At 69.0% G+C, this 16061-nt stretch carries 12 protein-coding genes; 8 read left to right on the top strand and 4 right to left on the bottom strand.

Annotated features, from left to right (window positions below):
• Positions 1-236: 236 nt before the first annotated feature.
• The 3 genes from KVT44_RS40010 to eccE all read right to left on the bottom strand — a co-directional run bounded on the left by KVT44_RS40010 (position 237) and on the right by eccE (position 6176).
• Complete coding sequence (locus KVT44_RS40010; RefSeq protein WP_217572704.1) at positions 237-3617, bottom strand: SCO5717 family growth-regulating ATPase; 3381 nt, start codon at positions 3615-3617, stop codon at positions 237-239.
• Positions 3618-3975: 358 nt separating this feature from the next.
• Positions 3976-4842: a hypothetical protein gene (locus KVT44_RS40005; protein WP_229889341.1), complete on the bottom strand. Its 867-nt coding sequence runs from the start codon at positions 4840-4842 to the stop codon at positions 3976-3978.
• 5 nt (positions 4843-4847) lie between these two features.
• Complete coding sequence (eccE, locus tag KVT44_RS40000; protein ID WP_180292845.1) at positions 4848-6176, bottom strand: type VII secretion protein EccE; 1329 nt, start codon at positions 6174-6176, stop codon at positions 4848-4850.
• 197 nt (positions 6177-6373) lie between these two features.
• Between eccE and eccB the strand changes: the two genes are divergently transcribed.
• From eccB to KVT44_RS39960, 8 genes are all read left to right on the top strand, one after another.
• Positions 6374-7903, top strand: a complete 1530-nt coding sequence (gene eccB, locus KVT44_RS39995; RefSeq protein WP_190172547.1) for a type VII secretion protein EccB — start codon at positions 6374-6376, stop codon at positions 7901-7903.
• Between the two features lie 54 nt (positions 7904-7957).
• Positions 7958-9172: a type VII secretion-associated serine protease mycosin gene (mycP, locus tag KVT44_RS39990; RefSeq protein ID WP_254650558.1), complete on the top strand. Its 1215-nt coding sequence runs from the start codon at positions 7958-7960 to the stop codon at positions 9170-9172.
• A gap of 183 nt (positions 9173-9355) precedes the next feature.
• Positions 9356-10750, top strand: coding sequence for a PQQ-binding-like beta-propeller repeat protein (locus tag KVT44_RS39985; protein ID WP_308314235.1), 1395 nt, complete (start codon positions 9356-9358; stop codon positions 10748-10750).
• A 314-nt stretch (positions 10751-11064) separates the two neighbouring features.
• Entirely contained in the window at positions 11065-11520 is a 456-nt protein-coding gene (locus KVT44_RS39980) for a hypothetical protein (RefSeq protein WP_217572698.1), read from the top strand.
• Positions 11520-13334, top strand: coding sequence for a WXG100 family type VII secretion target (locus KVT44_RS39975; protein ID WP_217572696.1), 1815 nt, complete (start codon positions 11520-11522; stop codon positions 13332-13334). Before KVT44_RS39980 ends, KVT44_RS39975 begins: the two co-directional genes overlap by 1 nt.
• Positions 13335-13427: 93 nt before the next feature.
• Entirely contained in the window at positions 13428-14639 is a 1212-nt protein-coding gene (locus KVT44_RS39970; RefSeq protein ID WP_308314234.1) for a S8 family serine peptidase, read from the top strand.
• A 109-nt stretch (positions 14640-14748) separates the two neighbouring features.
• A complete protein-coding gene (locus KVT44_RS39965) occupies positions 14749-15090 on the top strand; it encodes a WXG100 family type VII secretion target (protein WP_099920366.1) in 342 nt (113 codons plus the stop codon).
• 66 nt (positions 15091-15156) lie between these two features.
• Complete coding sequence (locus KVT44_RS39960; RefSeq protein WP_101400998.1) at positions 15157-15459, top strand: WXG100 family type VII secretion target; 303 nt, start codon at positions 15157-15159, stop codon at positions 15457-15459.
• 72 nt (positions 15460-15531) lie between these two features.
• Here the strand turns inward: KVT44_RS39960 and KVT44_RS39955 are convergent, their stop codons facing one another.
• The gene (locus KVT44_RS39955) at positions 15532-16011 is read right to left on the bottom strand and encodes a hypothetical protein (RefSeq protein ID WP_217572692.1); all 480 of its coding nucleotides are present in this window, start codon (positions 16009-16011) and stop codon (positions 15532-15534) included.
• Positions 16012-16061 lie beyond the last annotated feature (50 nt).

Below are 16061 nucleotides of genomic sequence, written 5' to 3'. Positions count from 1 at the left end.
AACGGCGCGCGAACCCCGTGTGGCCTGCGGAAATAACGAGTTGGCGCGGATTTTTCGCTCATTGGTTCAGACCGGTGAAGCCCTCCTGGCCAGGGGGTGACGCCCTGTTTCCTGCCGGGACACGCGAAGGCCCGCACCCTGGAGGAAGGGCGCGGGCCTCGGCGAGAAACGGTGCCCCTGAAGGGCCCGATCGGGCTACTGATGTCCGGTTGTCGACGTCCGGCTTCGATGTCCGGTTACTGCTGTGGGGGTGCGGGCGGGGGAGGGGTCTGAGGGGGCTGGCCCTGGTACGGCGGATAGGGCTGGCCCGGCTGACCCATCTGGCCCGGCTGACCGGGCTGGCCCGGGTGGAACTGCTGGCCCGGCTGCGAAGGCTGGGGAGGCCCCGGATAGGGCTGGCCGGGCTGCGGTGGCCCCGCGTACGGCTGGCCCGGCTGCTGAGGGTGGGGCTGCTGCCCCGGCATCGGTGCTCCTGGCGCGCCTTGGCCCTGCGGGTAGGGGTACTGACCCGGCATCGGCGGGGCGGCCACCGGCGGCGGGTTGCCGTCGTTCGTCCACAGCCCGTGCGACTGCTGGTGCCGCACGATGTCCTCGGCGACCATCGCGGACAGGTTGAAGTACGCCTCCCGCACCTTGGGCCGCATCATGTCGAGGTCGACCTCGGCGCCCGCGGCCAGATGCTCGTCGAACGGCACGACCACGACACCGCGGCAGCGCGTCTCGAAGTGGCTGACGATGTCCTCCACCTTGATCGTCTTGCCGGTCTCGCGCACCCCGGAGATGACGGTGAGGGACCGCGAGACCAGATCCGCGTACCCGTGCGCCGACAGCCAGTCCAGCGTCGTACTGGCACTGCTGGCACCGTCGACGGACGGCGTGGAGATGATGATGAGCTGGTCGGCGAGGTCGAGCACCCCGCGCATGGCGCTGTACAGCAGACCGGTGCCCGAGTCGGTCAGGATGATCGGGTACTGCTTGCCCAGCACGTCGATCGCGCGCCGGTAGTCCTCGTCGTTGAAGGTCGTGGAGACGGCCGGGTCGACGTCGTTGGCGATGATCTCCAGACCGGAGGCGGCCTGCGAGGTGAACCGCCGGATGTCCATGTACGAGTTCAGGTACGGGATCGCCTGCACGAGGTCGCGGATGGTGGCCCCGGTCTCGCGGCGCACCCGGCGCCCGAGCGTGCCCGCGTCCGGGTTGGCGTCGATCGCCAGGATCTTGTCCTGTCGCTCGGTGGCCAGCGTGGAGCCGAGCGCGGTCGTGGTCGTCGTCTTGCCGACACCGCCCTTGAGGCTGATGACGGCGATCCGGTAGCACGACAGCACCGGCGTCCGGATCAGCTCCAACTTCCGCTGCCGCTCGGCCTCTTCCTTCTTCCCGCCGAGCTTGAACCGCGAGGAGCCGCCGGAGGGGCGACCGCTCTTGGCCTTCTGCTTCTTGTTGTTGAGCAGCCGGTCGGAGGACAACTCCACCGCGGCCGTGTACCCGAGCGGGGCGGCGGCCGGGTTGGTGGGCTGACGCTGGTCGTGCTGGATGGGCTGCGGCCAGGCGGCTCCGGTACGGGGGTCCACCGGCGGCTGGGGCTGCGCCTGCTGCGCTTCTGGCTGCGGTCCCGGATGGGGCTGCTGCGGGAAGCCGTAGCCACCCTCCTGGGGCGCGTTCGGAGCCGGGGGCTGGGGGAAGCCGTAGCCCGACTGCGGGCCGGGGGCCTGCGGTGCGGGGGGCTGGGGCTGGTTGGCCTGCGGTGCGCCGGTCTGTGGCGCGGTGGCCTGCGGTGGGGTCGGCTGGGGAGCGGGCGCGCCCGTCTGGGGGAATCCGTAGCCGCTCTGCTGCGGTCCCGGCTGGGGCGGGACGGGGGCGCTCGGCTGCGGGAACCCGTAACCGGTCGGCGGGGCCGGGGGGTTGGGCGCGGCGGGAGCCGGAATCCCGGGATGCGGGAAGCCGTAACCGTCCTGCGGCGCGGGGGGCGCGGGTACGGGAGCGTCGGCGACCGGAGGGGCCACGGGGCCCGGCGCGGGCGGCGTGCCCTGCGGATGCCAGGCGGCGGGCGCGGGCTGCGGAGCCTGCGGCTGGAACGGCGGCTGCGGCTGGGCAACCGGCTGTTGCGGCGGGACCGTCGGCTGGGCCGTCGGCTGGGCGGGCGGCGGTCCCGGGTGGGGCTGCTGCTGAGGCTGCTGATGGGGGAAGCCGTAGCCACCCTGCTGGGGCGGCAGGGGCGGCTGTCCCTGCGCGGCGGTCGGCTGCGGCGGGACGGTCGGCTGTCCCTGCGCGGCCGAGGGCTGCGGCGGGACGGGTGCCTGTCCCTGCGCGGCCGTCGGCTGCGGCTGCTGAGGGGGCCCGGGCTGCGGTGGCACGACCGGCTGGGGGGAGGGCCACTGGGCCGCCGGGGCCGGGGCTGCGGGCTGGTAGGCGGGCGGCAGCGGCGGCAGTCCGCTCTGCGGCATCGGTGGGGGAGCCCAGGCGGGTGCGGCCGTCTGCGCGGCCTGCGGTACGTCGGTCCCGGCGTCCGGCGAGGTGTCCGGCGCGATGTGCTGGGGCCAGTCGTCGAAGTCATCGGCTTCGTGCGCCGCCGCGTCCTGGGAGACGGGGGCCTCGGGAGCGGAGTCCTGAGCCGCGGTCTCCGCCGTCGCGGCGGCAGCGGGCGGCTCGCCCTCCGTGTCAGTGGCCCCCTCGGCCCCCTCGACGTCGCCGTCAGAGGCACCCGCGGGTTCCTTGAGGCCACCAGCGGCCGCGGCTTCGGCGCCCTCGGAGTCGTCGTCGCCCGCGTCGGCCGGAACCTGAGATGACTCGACCTCACCGTGCGGGCCGTCTTCACCACCGGTCGGGTCCGTCAGGTCGGCTCCGACGTCCGTGGGCTCCTGCCCGTGTCCCGCGGCGGAGTAGGCGGCGTCGGAGCCGTCGCCCACGGGGCTGTTGTCGGAGCCGTCGCCCGCAGCGGCGGCGCCGGTGCCGTCGTGCTCGCTCGTGCCCGCGTTCGCGCCTTCCGCCGGCGAGGGCGCTTCCCCGCCTGCCGCGACCTCACCGGAGGCCTCGGCGGACTGCTGCTCCCCGGCCGGCACGGCGGGCGCGCTCAGCTCGAAGTCACCGCCGGTCGTGTCCTCGCCGTCCGGTCCGTCACCGACCGGCGCGCCCTCGGCGACAGCGGCGTCCCCGGTCGGGCCTGCGGACGTTTCCTCGGCGGCTCGGGCCGCGGCCTCCCGCTCCGCGAACTCACGCTTGAGCGCGGCGGCGGAGAACCGCATGGTCGCGCCGCTCTCGATGTCACCGTTCCCGAGACCCGCCTCGTCGGCCGGTACGGTCGGCGGCGTCCAGGCGGGCTGTGGTCCGGACGCGGGCACGGCCGGAGGCACCGGTGCCGTCGGCGGAACGTGCGCGGCCGGAGGAACCGGTGCGGCCGGGTCGAACGACACCGGCGGAGTGGACGGCGCGGGAGGAGCCGGGGGAGGTGGGGTCGGCGAGGCCTGGGCCGAATGGCCCGACGCGTTCTGCGTGTACCAGGCGGGCGGCGCGTAGTCGATGGTGAACTCGCCCGTCGCCTCGACGGCGGACTCCGCGTCGGACTGGTCATCGCCGGGTGTGGCCCAGCCCCCGCGGATCCCGTCCCGATCGCTGTTCACAATTCCTCCTGGTGTGGTCAAGCACCCTCAATGCCGTGCTGACGCGACCGTTCGCTTCGCGTCTGTCTTCGCGTCTCTTCGTGCGAAGCGCGGGCGGGTCCGTCGACGGGTGGGTCGAGGGATACGGGTCGCGCCCGGTCCCAGCCTAATCACCACGAGCGCCACGACGGCAGGCCCGTCCGCCCCTCCGCACGGGTCCGCTCCGTCACACCTTGCCCAGAAGCGGAGTACGCACGCATCAAGGGAGTCGACAAACCGGGCAATCGTGGTGAACGAACCGGGCACGACAAGGGGGAAATCGTTCCCAAAGGTCCAATTGCGGACCGATGTTGAGGCGGCGACGCTCGGGGGCGCTCGGTCAGTCCATCCTGCGCGGCGTACCGAACAATCCGGTCTCGGCGTCCGTGGGCTGAGTCATCACGTACTGGCGGTCGCGGTCGGCGCACCAGAGCGTGACCCCGTCGGCGAGCGTGGGCAGTGAGTCCACATCGCCTCGGGGCAGCGCCAATGCCCGCCCTATTTCGGCGGCTTCGTCCGGTGAGACCCGCTGTACGCCAACGAGTCGCGCCTGCCGCAGCAACCGGGGGGCCACCGGGCTGAGATACGGCAACAGCGTCAGTACCGACTGCCAGGGGCCGGAGACCACGCGCCCGCGCGGCGGCCGCATCCCGCAATCGCGCACCACCAGCACCGGGTTGCCGGCCGAGGAGCCCTGCGGCGGAACCCGCCCCACGTCGTGCACGCTCATGCCGTTCTGCCCGCCGCCCATGGCGTGCACCATCTGCATCCAGGCCGGCGCGCGCCCCGTCTCCACGGCCACGCGCGCCCCTGTGGCCGCCGCTCTCAGTGCGAGCACCTGCGCGGTCCAGAGGCCGCCGATCAGGACGACGTCGTACGGCGTCGGCCGGTTGAGCCCCAGCACGGCGGGCTGCCCCTCGGCGTCCACCCCGATGACGACCCCGTCGTCCCCGATGGGCAGCGCGAGCGAGTCGACCTGCTCCACGGACAGCGAGTGCCGCCCGTGCCGAGGCCCGAGCAGCCCGAACCCGCTGCGCAGACGCCCACGCCCCGACTCCGGGACCGAGCCGGAGGAGTCGGCCGATCCGGGCCCCGCAGCTCCACGAGCCCCCGGATCCCCCGAAGCCCCGTACGGTCCCGAAGCCCCGAACCCGCCCGAATTCCCGTTCCCGTACGCACCGGAGGCGGTGGCTCCACCTGTGGTCATGGCCATCAGCGAACACCCCCGAGAGGCAGCGTGGCGAGCACGCCGGGCAGCTGCTCGCGATCGAGCCGGGCCAGCCCCGTGCCGGCCTGGCGGGCGGCGTGCTCCAACGAGCGGCGTGCCGCGACCAGTTCGTCGTCGCTGCGGCCGGTCACCCGCATGTGCCCGCACAGCGACACTTCTTGGCGCTCTCCGCGCCGCAGCGTCAGGCTGAAGGTGGTGGCCAGCGCGGGCACGGCCGTGAGCAGCGCGACGAGTTGCGGCAGGGAAGGCCCGCCGCCACCGCCCAGTTGGGGCCAGCGCCGCACCCAGTACGTCGTGTGTCTGCGGTTGTCGCAGCGCCAGCTGCGGCCGGACTCCTCGGTCCGCCGTGCCGGCAGGTCGGTGCGTCCCGCCTCGGCCGTCACCAGAGGGTTGGCACACGCCGAGGTCGCCACCGCGGCCGTCAACTCCTCCTCATTGAGCACCGTGGTACGAAAACCCGCCCCCGTGAGCCGACTCGCGAGGTGGTCCGCGGCGCGCACGACGCACTTCTGCGCGCCGACGAGTCCACCCCCGCGCGCGGCCACCGCCTCCGGGCACAGCTCCGGATCGAGCTTCAACGCGATCCAGGTGATGCGCACGGCGGGTGCCCCGGTCTGCTCCTGGAGCGGCGCGTAGTTGCTGACGGCCACGGACTGCTGTGGCAGGTGCAGCGCGGGCGCGGGCTGCGTGTGCAGCACGATCTGCGCCGACTCCAGATGGATGTCGTCCACGTCCAGCGTGTCCCGCACGAGTCCCAGGGGGAGCGGCTGCCGGCTCCGCTCGGCGCGCAGCGCGGTCGCGTCGGCCTCCACCTGAAGGACGGCGGTCACGAACGTACCGTCCCCGATCATGCCGACGGGCCGTCGGTCCCGCGCGCTGTACGCGGAGGTCCGCAGGCCTGGATCGCACTCCACGGCGGGGGCGAGACCGGGCTCCGTCCCGGGCGGTATCGGCGTACTCGCCGCGCGCCGCTGCCGCGCCCGCAACGCCCGTGCCGTGGCGAGCCATTCGGGCAACGAGCGGCCCCGGCGCCGTACGAAGGCGAGGAGGACGAGTGCGACCGCGACGACAGCGGCCGGCATCAGCGCGAACGGACCGACGATCCACCCGACGAGCAGCGCGGCGGCGGCGATTTCCAACAGAACGATCCGTTGCAACCGGAACGACCCCGACTGCCCGGGACGCACCTTGAGATGCAGCGCCCCCGTCTGTCCCTGCGCCCGCGCGGGCGGCGCGGACCGCTGCGACCGGGGTGCCGAGGAGCCCTGCTCCCGCGACCGGTCACGCGACCGGAACCGCGTTCCGGAAGCCATCACTGCATCCCCCCGTTTTCCTCACAACTCGTTGGAACAACGCCACCACACAGGGCCCTTGAGGGCCCCGATACCCTACCCGCTCCACAAGACCGATCCCTTACCAGGCATAGTAGGGGGCCGGTCTGACAACGGAGGGCGGGGGACGGTGTACCCCCCAGCGCCGCCAGGCGATACACGGGGAGAAACAGGCACACATGGCATCTCGGCGGGACCAGCTCAACGCCTACACCTTCGCGAAGCGACGCATGCTCGCGTCCTTCGTCCAGTCGTCTCCCGACGGTTCGGAGGAAGGGGCGCCGCGCCCGTTGCGTGCCGTGCTGCCGGGCACCCTCGTCGGCGTGATCATCATGGCCGCGTTCGGGGCGTGGGGGATGTTCAAACCGACCGCCCCGCAAGGCTGGAACGCCGTCGGCGAGAAGGTGATCATCGCCAGCAAGTCCACCACCCGTTACGTGGTCCTCAAGACCGACGGCAAGGTCCAACTGCACCCGGTCCTCAACATGGCGTCCGCGAAGCTCCTGCTCAAGACGGGCAAGGGTGACGTCGTCACCGTCGACGAGTCCATCCTCGACAGGGGCACCATCCCGCGCGGGGTCACCATCGGCATCCCCTACGCCCCCGACCGGCTTCCCGCCGCGTCCGAGGCGGGCTCCGCGAAGCGCTGGGCCGTCTGCGAACGCCCGAGCGCGGGCGGCAGGTCCATCCAGAAGGCCGCGTTCGTCCTGGCCTCACGCGACATGGACAAGACCGAAGGAAGCAAGCAGAAGCTGGCGGGCGGCGAACTGCTGTACGTCGTAGGCCCGGACAAGACCCGCTACATCGTCGACGCGAGCGGAACGTCGTACGAGGTCGACAAGAACGACGAGTTGCTGCTGCGCACGCTCGTCGGTTCCGGCCGCGAACCGCAGCGGGTGTCCAAGGAGTGGCTGGAGACCCTGCACCCGGGCGACCCCATCACCTTCCCGAAGGTCGAGGGGCAGATCGGCACCGCCGCCGGTGTCCAGGGCAGCCTGTCCGCCGAGGCGAACAAGGTCGGCATGGTGCTCAAGGCGCCCAACGGCGCGAGCGAGCAGTACTACCTCGTCGAGCAGGGCAAGGTGGCTCCTGTCTCGGACTTCACCGCCAAGCTGCTTCTGAATAGCAGCGACCTGGTCGGCCTCGGCCAGGCCGGCACGGCTCTCGACGTCAGCGCCGGAGCCTTCGTGCCCAGTACGGCCGGGTTCGCCGCGGACCACACCTGGCCGAGCCGCATGCCCGTTCCCGTCAACGAGGCGGACGCGTCGGACGGGCACCGCAACACCGTCTGCAACGTCCTGCGCGACGTCGACAAGGGCAAGGGCAGGACGACGCTCAGCACTTGGGCGGGCACGGATTTCCCGGCCACCCTGCCGACTGGGTCCTCCAGCGCGTACGTCACGCCTGGCTCCGGGCAGCTCTACCGTCAGTTCCAGGGCGAGGAGACCACGGCGGGCGGTGTCTTCCTGGTCACCGACACCGGACTGCGCTACGCGATGCAGTCCAACGACGACAGTGCCACGAACGACGCGGGCATCGGCACCACGGCCAAGGAGCGCAAGCAACTCGAGCAGGAGGCCCGCCTGGCCCAGATCAGCCTGGGTTACTCCGACGTGGACCCGGCGCCCATCCCGGCTGCCTGGTCCCAGTTCCTGCCCACCGGCCCCCGTCTGTCGACATCGGCGGCACGCCAGCCGCAGGGCTCGTAGGGGGAGTCCATGTCGTACGCACCGGCCGCAAGGCCTCTTCGTACCGTGGTCGTCATGGCCGCGACGCTGCTCGCTTCCACAGCCACCGTCGCCCTCGCACCGCTCGCGGCCGCGGACACGTCCACGGACCAGTGCACCTTCCCGAACAAGAAGTACGCGGGCCGCCCTTGGGCGCTGCAACGCGTCCTGCTGGACGAACTGTGGAGCCAGTCAAAGGGCAAGGGCGTACGGGTGGCCGTGATCGACACGGGCGTGGACGTGAAGAACCCGCAGCTCACCCACGCCGTGGACACGGCGGCCGGTCTCAACCTCCTCCCGAAGAAACTGAAGGACGACAACGGAGACCCGATCCCACGCGGCAAGGAGAACGGCACGACGGACACCGTCGGCCACGGCACCCGCGTGGCGGGCATCATCGCGGCCCGGCCCATGTCCGGCACCGGATTCGTGGGCCTGGCTCCCGAATCGACGATCATCCCCATCCAGCAGAACGACGCCGAGGGCCACGGCACGGCGGAAACGCTCGCCACGGCCATCCGGGACGCGATCCGGGCCAAGGCCAACGTCATCAACATCTCCCAGGACACCTCGAACGCGGTGAAACCGGCCCCGGACCTGCAACGGGCGGTGAACGAGGCACTGGCCGCCGGCATCGTGGTCGTGGCCTCGGCGGGCAACGACGGCCTGGGTGGCAACGACAAGGACACCTATCCGGCCTCGTACCCCGGCGTCCTGGCGGTCGCCGCCTCGGACCGCAACAACGAACGCGCCTCCTTCTCGCAGTCCGGCGACTTCGTGGGCGTGGCGGCCCCCGGTGTGGACATGATCTCCACCGTCCCCAAGGGCGGTCACTGCTCCGACAACGGCACCAGCTTCTCGGCCCCCTACGTCGCCGGAGTCGCCGCTCTGATCAAGGCGAAGCACCACGACTGGACCCAACAGCAGATCGTGGCCCAGATCGAACAGACCGCCGAACGCTCGGTGGCGGGCCACGACCGCCTGGTCGGCTGGGGAGTGGTCGACCCGGTCCGCGCCCTGACGGAGGACGACCACCCCGTCGAATCCCCCGACCCTCACGAGGGCCTCTCGAAGGCCGAGGCCCCGACCCCGGCAAAACTGCAACTGGGCGAAACCCCGGACGAACGGAACGCACGACTGGCTACGTATGTGGCCGTGGGGGCGGCGGTCTTGCTGGCGGGGCTCAGCGGGATGGCGGTGGCGGTGCGGGACGCGCGGCGGAGGAAGCGGCGGGTGGCGGGGGCGGAGTGACGGCCTGGGACATGGCTGTTCTCAACATCTCCGTTGCCTGGTCACCGACTTGACAGACATGAATCGCGGTCATCGAAAGGATTTCTCCGCGTGAGCTTCGGCCCACCTCCTTCCATGTACACACAGTCCGCTCTGACAGCGGACGGCATACAAAAGAAGCGCCGCCGGAAACTGTTCGGTGGCGTGGCAGCCCTCCTGATCGGGGCGCTGTGCGTGGGCAGTTGGCTCCTCTGGCACGGTGACGACTCGGCCGAGGCAGCCGGCAAACAGGCGGCCCCCGCGGAACAAGGCCCCTTGGACATCAGGGAGACGGTCGAGAAGCGACCCGCGAACGTAGCTGGACGTATGGCCTTCAGGTTCTCCGCCGATGACATGCAGGCCGGTGAATCGCACGCGCTGCCGGGCATGTGGGCGACGGACAAGATCCTTGCCAAAGGCATCAACAGAACCCTCGTGGGTTTCAAGATCGGCACGGATGCCCGCGCGGGCGACGAAGTCTGGAGCATCAAGTTCGCCGGACCGATCTGCGGCACGACGCGTCATGTGACTGCGGGGGACCGCACGGCAGTCCTCTTCCGGTCCGGTACCGGCAGCCGCGCGGTGTGCGACCGTGTGGCCTTCGTCGGCCTCGACACCGGCAAGAAGCTCTGGGAGGCCCGGTTCTCCACGCAGAAGGCCGCCTACGCGGACGCCACACCGAGTGTGACCATGTCGCGTGCGACGGTGGCCGTGGCGTGGGGCGGGGGCACGCGGGCGTACGACATGGACCAGGGGAAGAGCCTCTGGACGAACACCCCCGCTGAGGGGTGCAGGGACAGGGGACTGGCCGGCGGGCGCGCCCTGCTCGTCCGGACCGACTGCTTCGACGCGAAGACCACCGCCACCACTTTTCAGGTCCGTAAGGTCGACCCCCGCACAGGCAAGGTGAATTGGGCGTACCAGGTCGCCAAGGGCGTCAAGGAAGTCAACTTGGTGTCCGCCGAACCCGCCGTCCTCGCCGTGGCGGCAGGCGACGTCGAGATCACCGACCTGATCTCCCTCGACGAACAGGGCAAGTACCGCGCCACGATTCGCGTCGAAGGTGGCCACTACGTCGCCAAGTGTGTCGATGACGTGGACTACGGGGCGGTGGACGACTGCCCGTCGATGGTGGTTGGAGACGGCCAGGTCTTCCTGATGAGCAGGGAGGACCCTGACGGATCCATTGTGAACAACTCCAACTGGATCATCGGATTCGATCTGGCGACGGGGAAGACGGTCAAGAAGTTCGAGTCGGGCAAGGACCAACTGCTGTATCCCTTGCGGATGAGCGGCGATCAGCTCCTCGCCCTCCGCGAGAGCAGCGATCACATCACGCCCATGGCACTCGTCAGCCTGAACCCGCGGACCGGCAAGGAGACCCCGTACTTCTACTTCGATCTGCCCTCCGAAGCCTGGACGCTCACAGACCAGGAACTGAACGACGTCATCGTGCAGAACGGACGGATCTTCTTCGGCGCGAAGCAGGCGAACGGGCCGAGCAATGCCAAGGAGAAGGTCTGGGAGTGGCTGGTTCTCGGGGTGGGGAGCGCGGGGTAGATCGTCGAACGGGTGCCCGTCCGTTGCGAGTTCGCAATGGCTACACAGCAACGCCGAATGAGTAGGAGTACTCAGGTCCGTCGCCCTGTGGGCCACGTAGTGTCGAGTGGCGGCACGGGCTCAGGCGAGCGCGAGGGCGCGGTGAAGAAGCAGTGAAGCTTCGCTGGGCGGTAGCACAGCTGTTGCATATAGCAGTTGGGACTGTCATAGGAAGCGACTAGAGTGATGTCGTTGCGGATATGAACGCTTGAGGGGTGCAGTCGCCCGGAGCGGGCGACAAAACGGGGAGGGAAGGCGTCATGCTTCCTGCGGACATGACAGGTGGGGCGTCGCCAAGCACAGCTGCGGACCTGAAGGTCGGCGCCGGCGTGCTGATGACGTTCAAGCAGCGCATCGACAAGCTCTTGTCCGAGTTCGAGGACTCGGCGGGCAGCGCTTCCAAGGTGGGTGCGCACCGCGTCTCGCGCACTTCTCTCAGCGGGCACGGCAGCCCCTTCCATGAGGCTGACGCCCTGTTCACTCAGTACGAACAGGTTCACGAGCACATTACGCAGCTCTCCAAGACGCTGGGGCTCCAGATCGAGGCCATGGGCATCGCGACGCAGGGCGCGCAGAACGGCTTCGACAGCCTCGACGACGACCAGCGACGCCGTTTCTGGGAGATCCAGGTCGAGACCGACCGCCTGTACAGCGAAGCCCAGCAGGAGAAGTCCGGCGAGGGTGAGAAGAAGCTGAGCGACGCGAAGAAGTCCACGAAGGGACTCCAGTAGTGAGCGGGGACGACAAGGCGCCGAAGGAGCTGACTGACCAGCAGCGCGTCGACGTTCAGGTCGGCCAGGTCGACGCGGTGTCCGGTGTGTCGAACGTGATGCATGACGCGTTCGGATTCAAGCGCGTCCGCCTGCTGACGTACGGGAAGGTCACGGACTTCGAGGACCACAAGCTCAACGCCATGATCGACCTGGTCCATCAGGCGAACCCGGCCGATCTGGAGCACGCCGGCGAGACCTTGGCGAAGGCGAGCAAGGCGATCAACGAAGCCGCCGCGGAGCTGCGACGTCACCTCAAGCATGCGGGTGAGGACTGGCAGGGCGAGGCAGGCGAGGCGTTCCAGAAGTGGGGAGAGAAGCTAGCCACGCACACCGAGAGCCTGGCCACGTACGCCGACGGCGCCGGAGTGCAGGTCACGGCCGCTGCGACGGGGCTCGCATCCGTGCGCAGCTCGCTGCCGCCCCGGGACACCCGCCCTGCCCTCGACCAGAAGAAGCCAGGGCAGCTCCCGGTGCTCCAGCAGTTCGAGGGCAACAAGCAGTATGCCGAGGCGGTCCAGGTCGAGAAGGACCGGCAAGAGGCGATCAACCAGATGAATCGCCTCGCCTCCTTCTACTCGGTGTCCGGGTCCGAACTGGCGAAGCTGGAGAAGCAGGCCCCGCCGGCTTTTGAGCCGATGCCCAACGTGGGGGTGCCGATCGACAAGCCCACCGTTGGCGGGGCCTCACGCAAGGGTGTCGTCGACTCAACCTCGGGTTCGAGCCACCACGTCGTGACGAGTGTCGGCGAGAACAAACACGTCGATGTGTCCCAAGAAAGCTCCAGGAACAACCTTCCTTCCTCGGGACATCCGGCTGCGGACACGCATGTCGAACTGCATCGGCCCACTGTCGGTACAGAGATCGACAGTGTTGGCACGCTGCCGCCGGAAGTTGCGAAGCCGGCGCCGGTGGTTCCTCCTTCTGCTGCGACGGGTCCTAACGGACCTTCTGGGGGGACGCTTCCTCCCATGGGAACCGGTGCGGTACCTCCTGCCTTCGGAGGGTCGGTCGGGCGCGCCGGTGCATTTGGCGGGGCCACGGGCAGTAGGACCTCCGCATCGGCTCAAGGACGGGTCACCACCCCTGAGGGAGCCACTGCCGGAGGTCGCACAGGACGCGGCCCTGCGGGACCGATGGGCCGCGCTGCGGCGGTTGGCCAGCAGGGTGCCCGTGGGCCTGCATCTGCGACGGGCAGGTCGCCCATGGGACGGGGTGTCACCGGCGGCATGCCCAGAAGTGCGGGTACGACTGGTTCACGCACCGGCGGCACGCCGGGCGGGCGTGTGGGGGGCGTGCCCGGTCAGCCAGCGGCACGGACCGGCCCAGGAGCCACGGGTGCTGCGCGTACGGGCGGCGTGGTCGGTGGCAGGCCCGCTTCTGAAGCCGGCCCGCGTGCGACGGGTGCCAGGGTTCCGCGTGGCACGGTCATCGGCGGCGAGGGTGCACCCGGCGCTCGCGCAACGGGTGAAAGGCCGGGGCAGCGCGGAGTGGTCGGTGCGAACAACCCGGCGTCGGGCACGGGGCAGGGACAGTCTCAGCGCCGGTCTCCAGGTAATTCGGACGGTGTGGTCGGCGCGCCCGCGAGTCGGGCCGGCGGCAGGGGCAACGGAGCCGCGTCCGGTGGTTCTGGCCTGGTGTCCGGTTCCACGGAGGGCCGCAGCCCTGATCGTGCCGCCGGCCGGAGAACGCAGCGTCAACAGCACTCTGCCGAGGACAAGAAGCGCTCACGTGACGACGCGCGGCGCGGCGATGCGCCGTCGGCGACCGACTGACCGAAACGACCGAGGACGTACAGAAGCATGAAGTCAGGGACTGGCGTACGCCGTATGCGGGCCGCGCTGTGGGCCAGGCATGCCCGGAGACATGTGACCACCGTGGGCGCGACGCTGGGTGCTTTGGCCGTCATGTCTGTTGGGCTGGCCCCTGCCGCGGCTGCCGACGACATCCAGTCGCAGCAGTGGTACTTGGACGCGATGAACGCCCAGGGGCTGTGGAAAGTCAGCACGGGGAAGGGTATTTCGGTCGCTGTCGTCGACACCGGCGTGAACCCGGACACGAAATCGTTGAAGGGCCAGGTGCTGCCCGGAGTCGACGTCACGGGAACCACCGGCGATGAAACGGACGACTACACCGGTCACGGCACGTCGATGGCTGAGTTGATCGCAGGGACTGGCAGTGGCGACGGGCTCAAGGGAGTCGCACCCGGAGCCAAGATCATCCCGATCCGTACGGTGCTCCTCGGCATCGGCAAGAAGGGCGAAGAGCAGGGCGACACTTCCGCGAAGGCCATCCGAACGGCTGCTGATTCCGACGCGAAGATCATCAGCATGTCATTCGAAACGTTTTCTGCGTTCGATGGTGGACTTGAGGCCGTGCAGTATGCAGAGAGCAAGGGAAAGCTGCTCATCGCCGGTGTGGGTAACAGCGCCGATATCGCAAAGAACTACATCGGCTATCCCGCGAAATACCCCGGCGTGGTCGGAGTCTCGGCGATCAACGAAAACGGCGAGGTAGCCAAGTTCTCGCAGGACGGCGCGTACGTAGACCTTGCCTCGCCGGGCGTGGACGTACCGACCTGGTGTGACAAGACGTTCAAGTCCTACTGCCCTCAGGCGAGTGGCACCAGCCAAGCCACCGCCATCACCTCCGGCGCCGCCGCCCTCATCTGGTCCGCCCACCCCAAGTGGACCGCCAACCAGGTCCTTCGCGTGATGATCGACACCGCCGGCCGGGACTGGCCGAAGAGCACCCCGAGCCGATACCTCGGCTACGGAACGATCCGGCCGGCGCAGGTTCTCCTGAAGGGCAAGGGAGATCCCGGACCCGCCGACGTCGATCCCGTCACCAACAAGAAGACGCCCGGCCTCTCCGCCGGCACCAGTGCCTCGCCCTCCACATCCGCGTCAACCTCGTCACAGCCCCCGAAATCCACTTCAGGTGGCCTGACTTCAGCGGCAGGATCAAGCTCGACATCGTCCGGCGGCAACACGCTGTGGGTGGCTCTCGGAGCAGTAGCGGCGGTGGTGGTGATCGGAGGCGGCGGCTTCGCTGTGTTCCGTGCGCGCCGCGGCAATTGAGGGCCCTCTGTACGGTTCGACCCATTTTCAGGCCAGGTTCCGCTTCCCACCTTGTGGCGATGCGTAACTCGGTAAGTTGCATTGACAGTCCAGGAAGGGAAGCTCAGTCATGGCAGATGGTCAGCGGCTATCAGACGCCCAAGTAGTCAAGCTCGAAAAGGACATCCTTCTCAAGTTCGAGTCGATCAAGGGGCAGGTCCACCGCCTTCAGGGCACCATCGACAATCTCGAATCCGGACAGTGGAAGGGCATCGGTGCCGGTGCCTTCAACACCAAGCAGTACGAGATCAACACGTCCCTGGTGCGGATCGGCAACGTCCTCACCAAGTTCCTGGAAGCGATGACCGCCACCCGGAAGATCAAGGACGGCACGGAGGACGAGGTCCGGTCGGCCGTGCAGAGCATCAACGTGTTCGACGGTGCCCCGAAGTCGAGCCTCAGCGGGTTCTGAGTCCGACTTGTCCGGGCTCGCAGGTCGGGCCCGGTGAGACGACATGACGAATGAAATGGAGTAGGCATGGCCGGCAACAGCCACGATGAACTCGTAGTCAAGTACGGGGCCCTTGACGCCGCGGCCACCGAAATCGGTAACCAGGCCAAGCAGCTTGAGCAGGACCTGGAAGAGATCAAGAAGATGGTCGCCAGCGTGGCCTCGGGCTGGGAGGGCGAGGCCCACAACATGTACAAGCAGCAGCAGGCCGTGTGGGACAAGGAAGCGCGCGACATCCACCAGGCTCTGGTGGCCATCGCGCAGGTGGTCGGCCGCGCCGGCGGCGATTACCACGGCGGCGACAAGAAGGCCGCCAGCTACTACATGTAGGGCAGGTCGATACGGGCCGACGGGGTGGGCACGCACGGGAGGTGCCCACCCTGTTCTGCGTTCTCGCTCACATCAGACGCACTTGTTCTTCTCCTGGATCTGTTTGGTGTAGTCGGCGATCAGACGCTTCATCGTCGCGGCGTCCTCGAGGTCGGGCGCAAACACCTGCATGACGGTGAACAAATACTGATCCGGATGGGTCGAATCACTGCAGCCTTCGGCTTTCCCGACCGCACCGGTTCCTGAGTAAAGATATCTTTTGTCATCTGTCACGGTCCCGGGGGCGACCTGTGCATGCACGGCAGCAACGTCCATGACGGTGCCGTCCTTCTCCCACCACAACTGACCTGCAATCATGGCGACTTTGCCATCGATGCTGATCTTGCATCGCTCGGTTCCACCGTTGGGCGACTCTTGTTGTGTGGAAATTTTCTTTCCAGCCGGCAAGAAGGGAGACACCAGGTCGGATTTCACGGTGACGCCGCACAGGGATTTTGGCAGCGCATACTCCCGCACCTCTTCTGTCGAGCAGCCGGACAGCGCGATTCCCATGGCGACGGCCGTCGCCAGGAAAGCGACTCTCCTGGGTGTCGGTGAGGATC

This window comes from Streptomyces sp. GbtcB7 (genome assembly GCF_019091445.1).
Lineage (GTDB): Bacteria > Actinomycetota > Actinomycetes > Streptomycetales > Streptomycetaceae > Streptomyces > Streptomyces mirabilis.
The sequence above is the reverse complement of the archived record's forward strand: the minus strand, read 5'-3'. Positions and strand labels throughout refer to the sequence as shown.

Coding starts and splice junctions, on each gene's coding strand:
- eccE (WP_180292845.1), bottom strand. CDS start 6,176: ATGGCTTCCGGAACGCGGTTCCGGTCGCGTGACCGGTCGCGGGAGCAG.
- KVT44_RS39980 (WP_217572698.1), top strand. CDS start 11,065: ATGACAGGTGGGGCGTCGCCAAGCACAGCTGCGGACCTGAAGGTCGGC.
- KVT44_RS39955 (WP_217572692.1), bottom strand. CDS start 16,011: ATGGGAATCGCGCTGTCCGGCTGCTCGACAGAAGAGGTGCGGGAGTAT.
- mycP (WP_254650558.1), top strand. CDS start 7,958: ATGGCCGCGACGCTGCTCGCTTCCACAGCCACCGTCGCCCTCGCACCG.
- KVT44_RS40005 (WP_229889341.1), bottom strand. CDS start 4,842: ATGACCACAGGTGGAGCCACCGCCTCCGGTGCGTACGGGAACGGGAAT.
- eccB (WP_190172547.1), top strand. CDS start 6,374: ATGGCATCTCGGCGGGACCAGCTCAACGCCTACACCTTCGCGAAGCGA.
- KVT44_RS39965 (WP_099920366.1), top strand. CDS start 14,749: ATGGCAGATGGTCAGCGGCTATCAGACGCCCAAGTAGTCAAGCTCGAA.
- KVT44_RS39960 (WP_101400998.1), top strand. CDS start 15,157: ATGGCCGGCAACAGCCACGATGAACTCGTAGTCAAGTACGGGGCCCTT.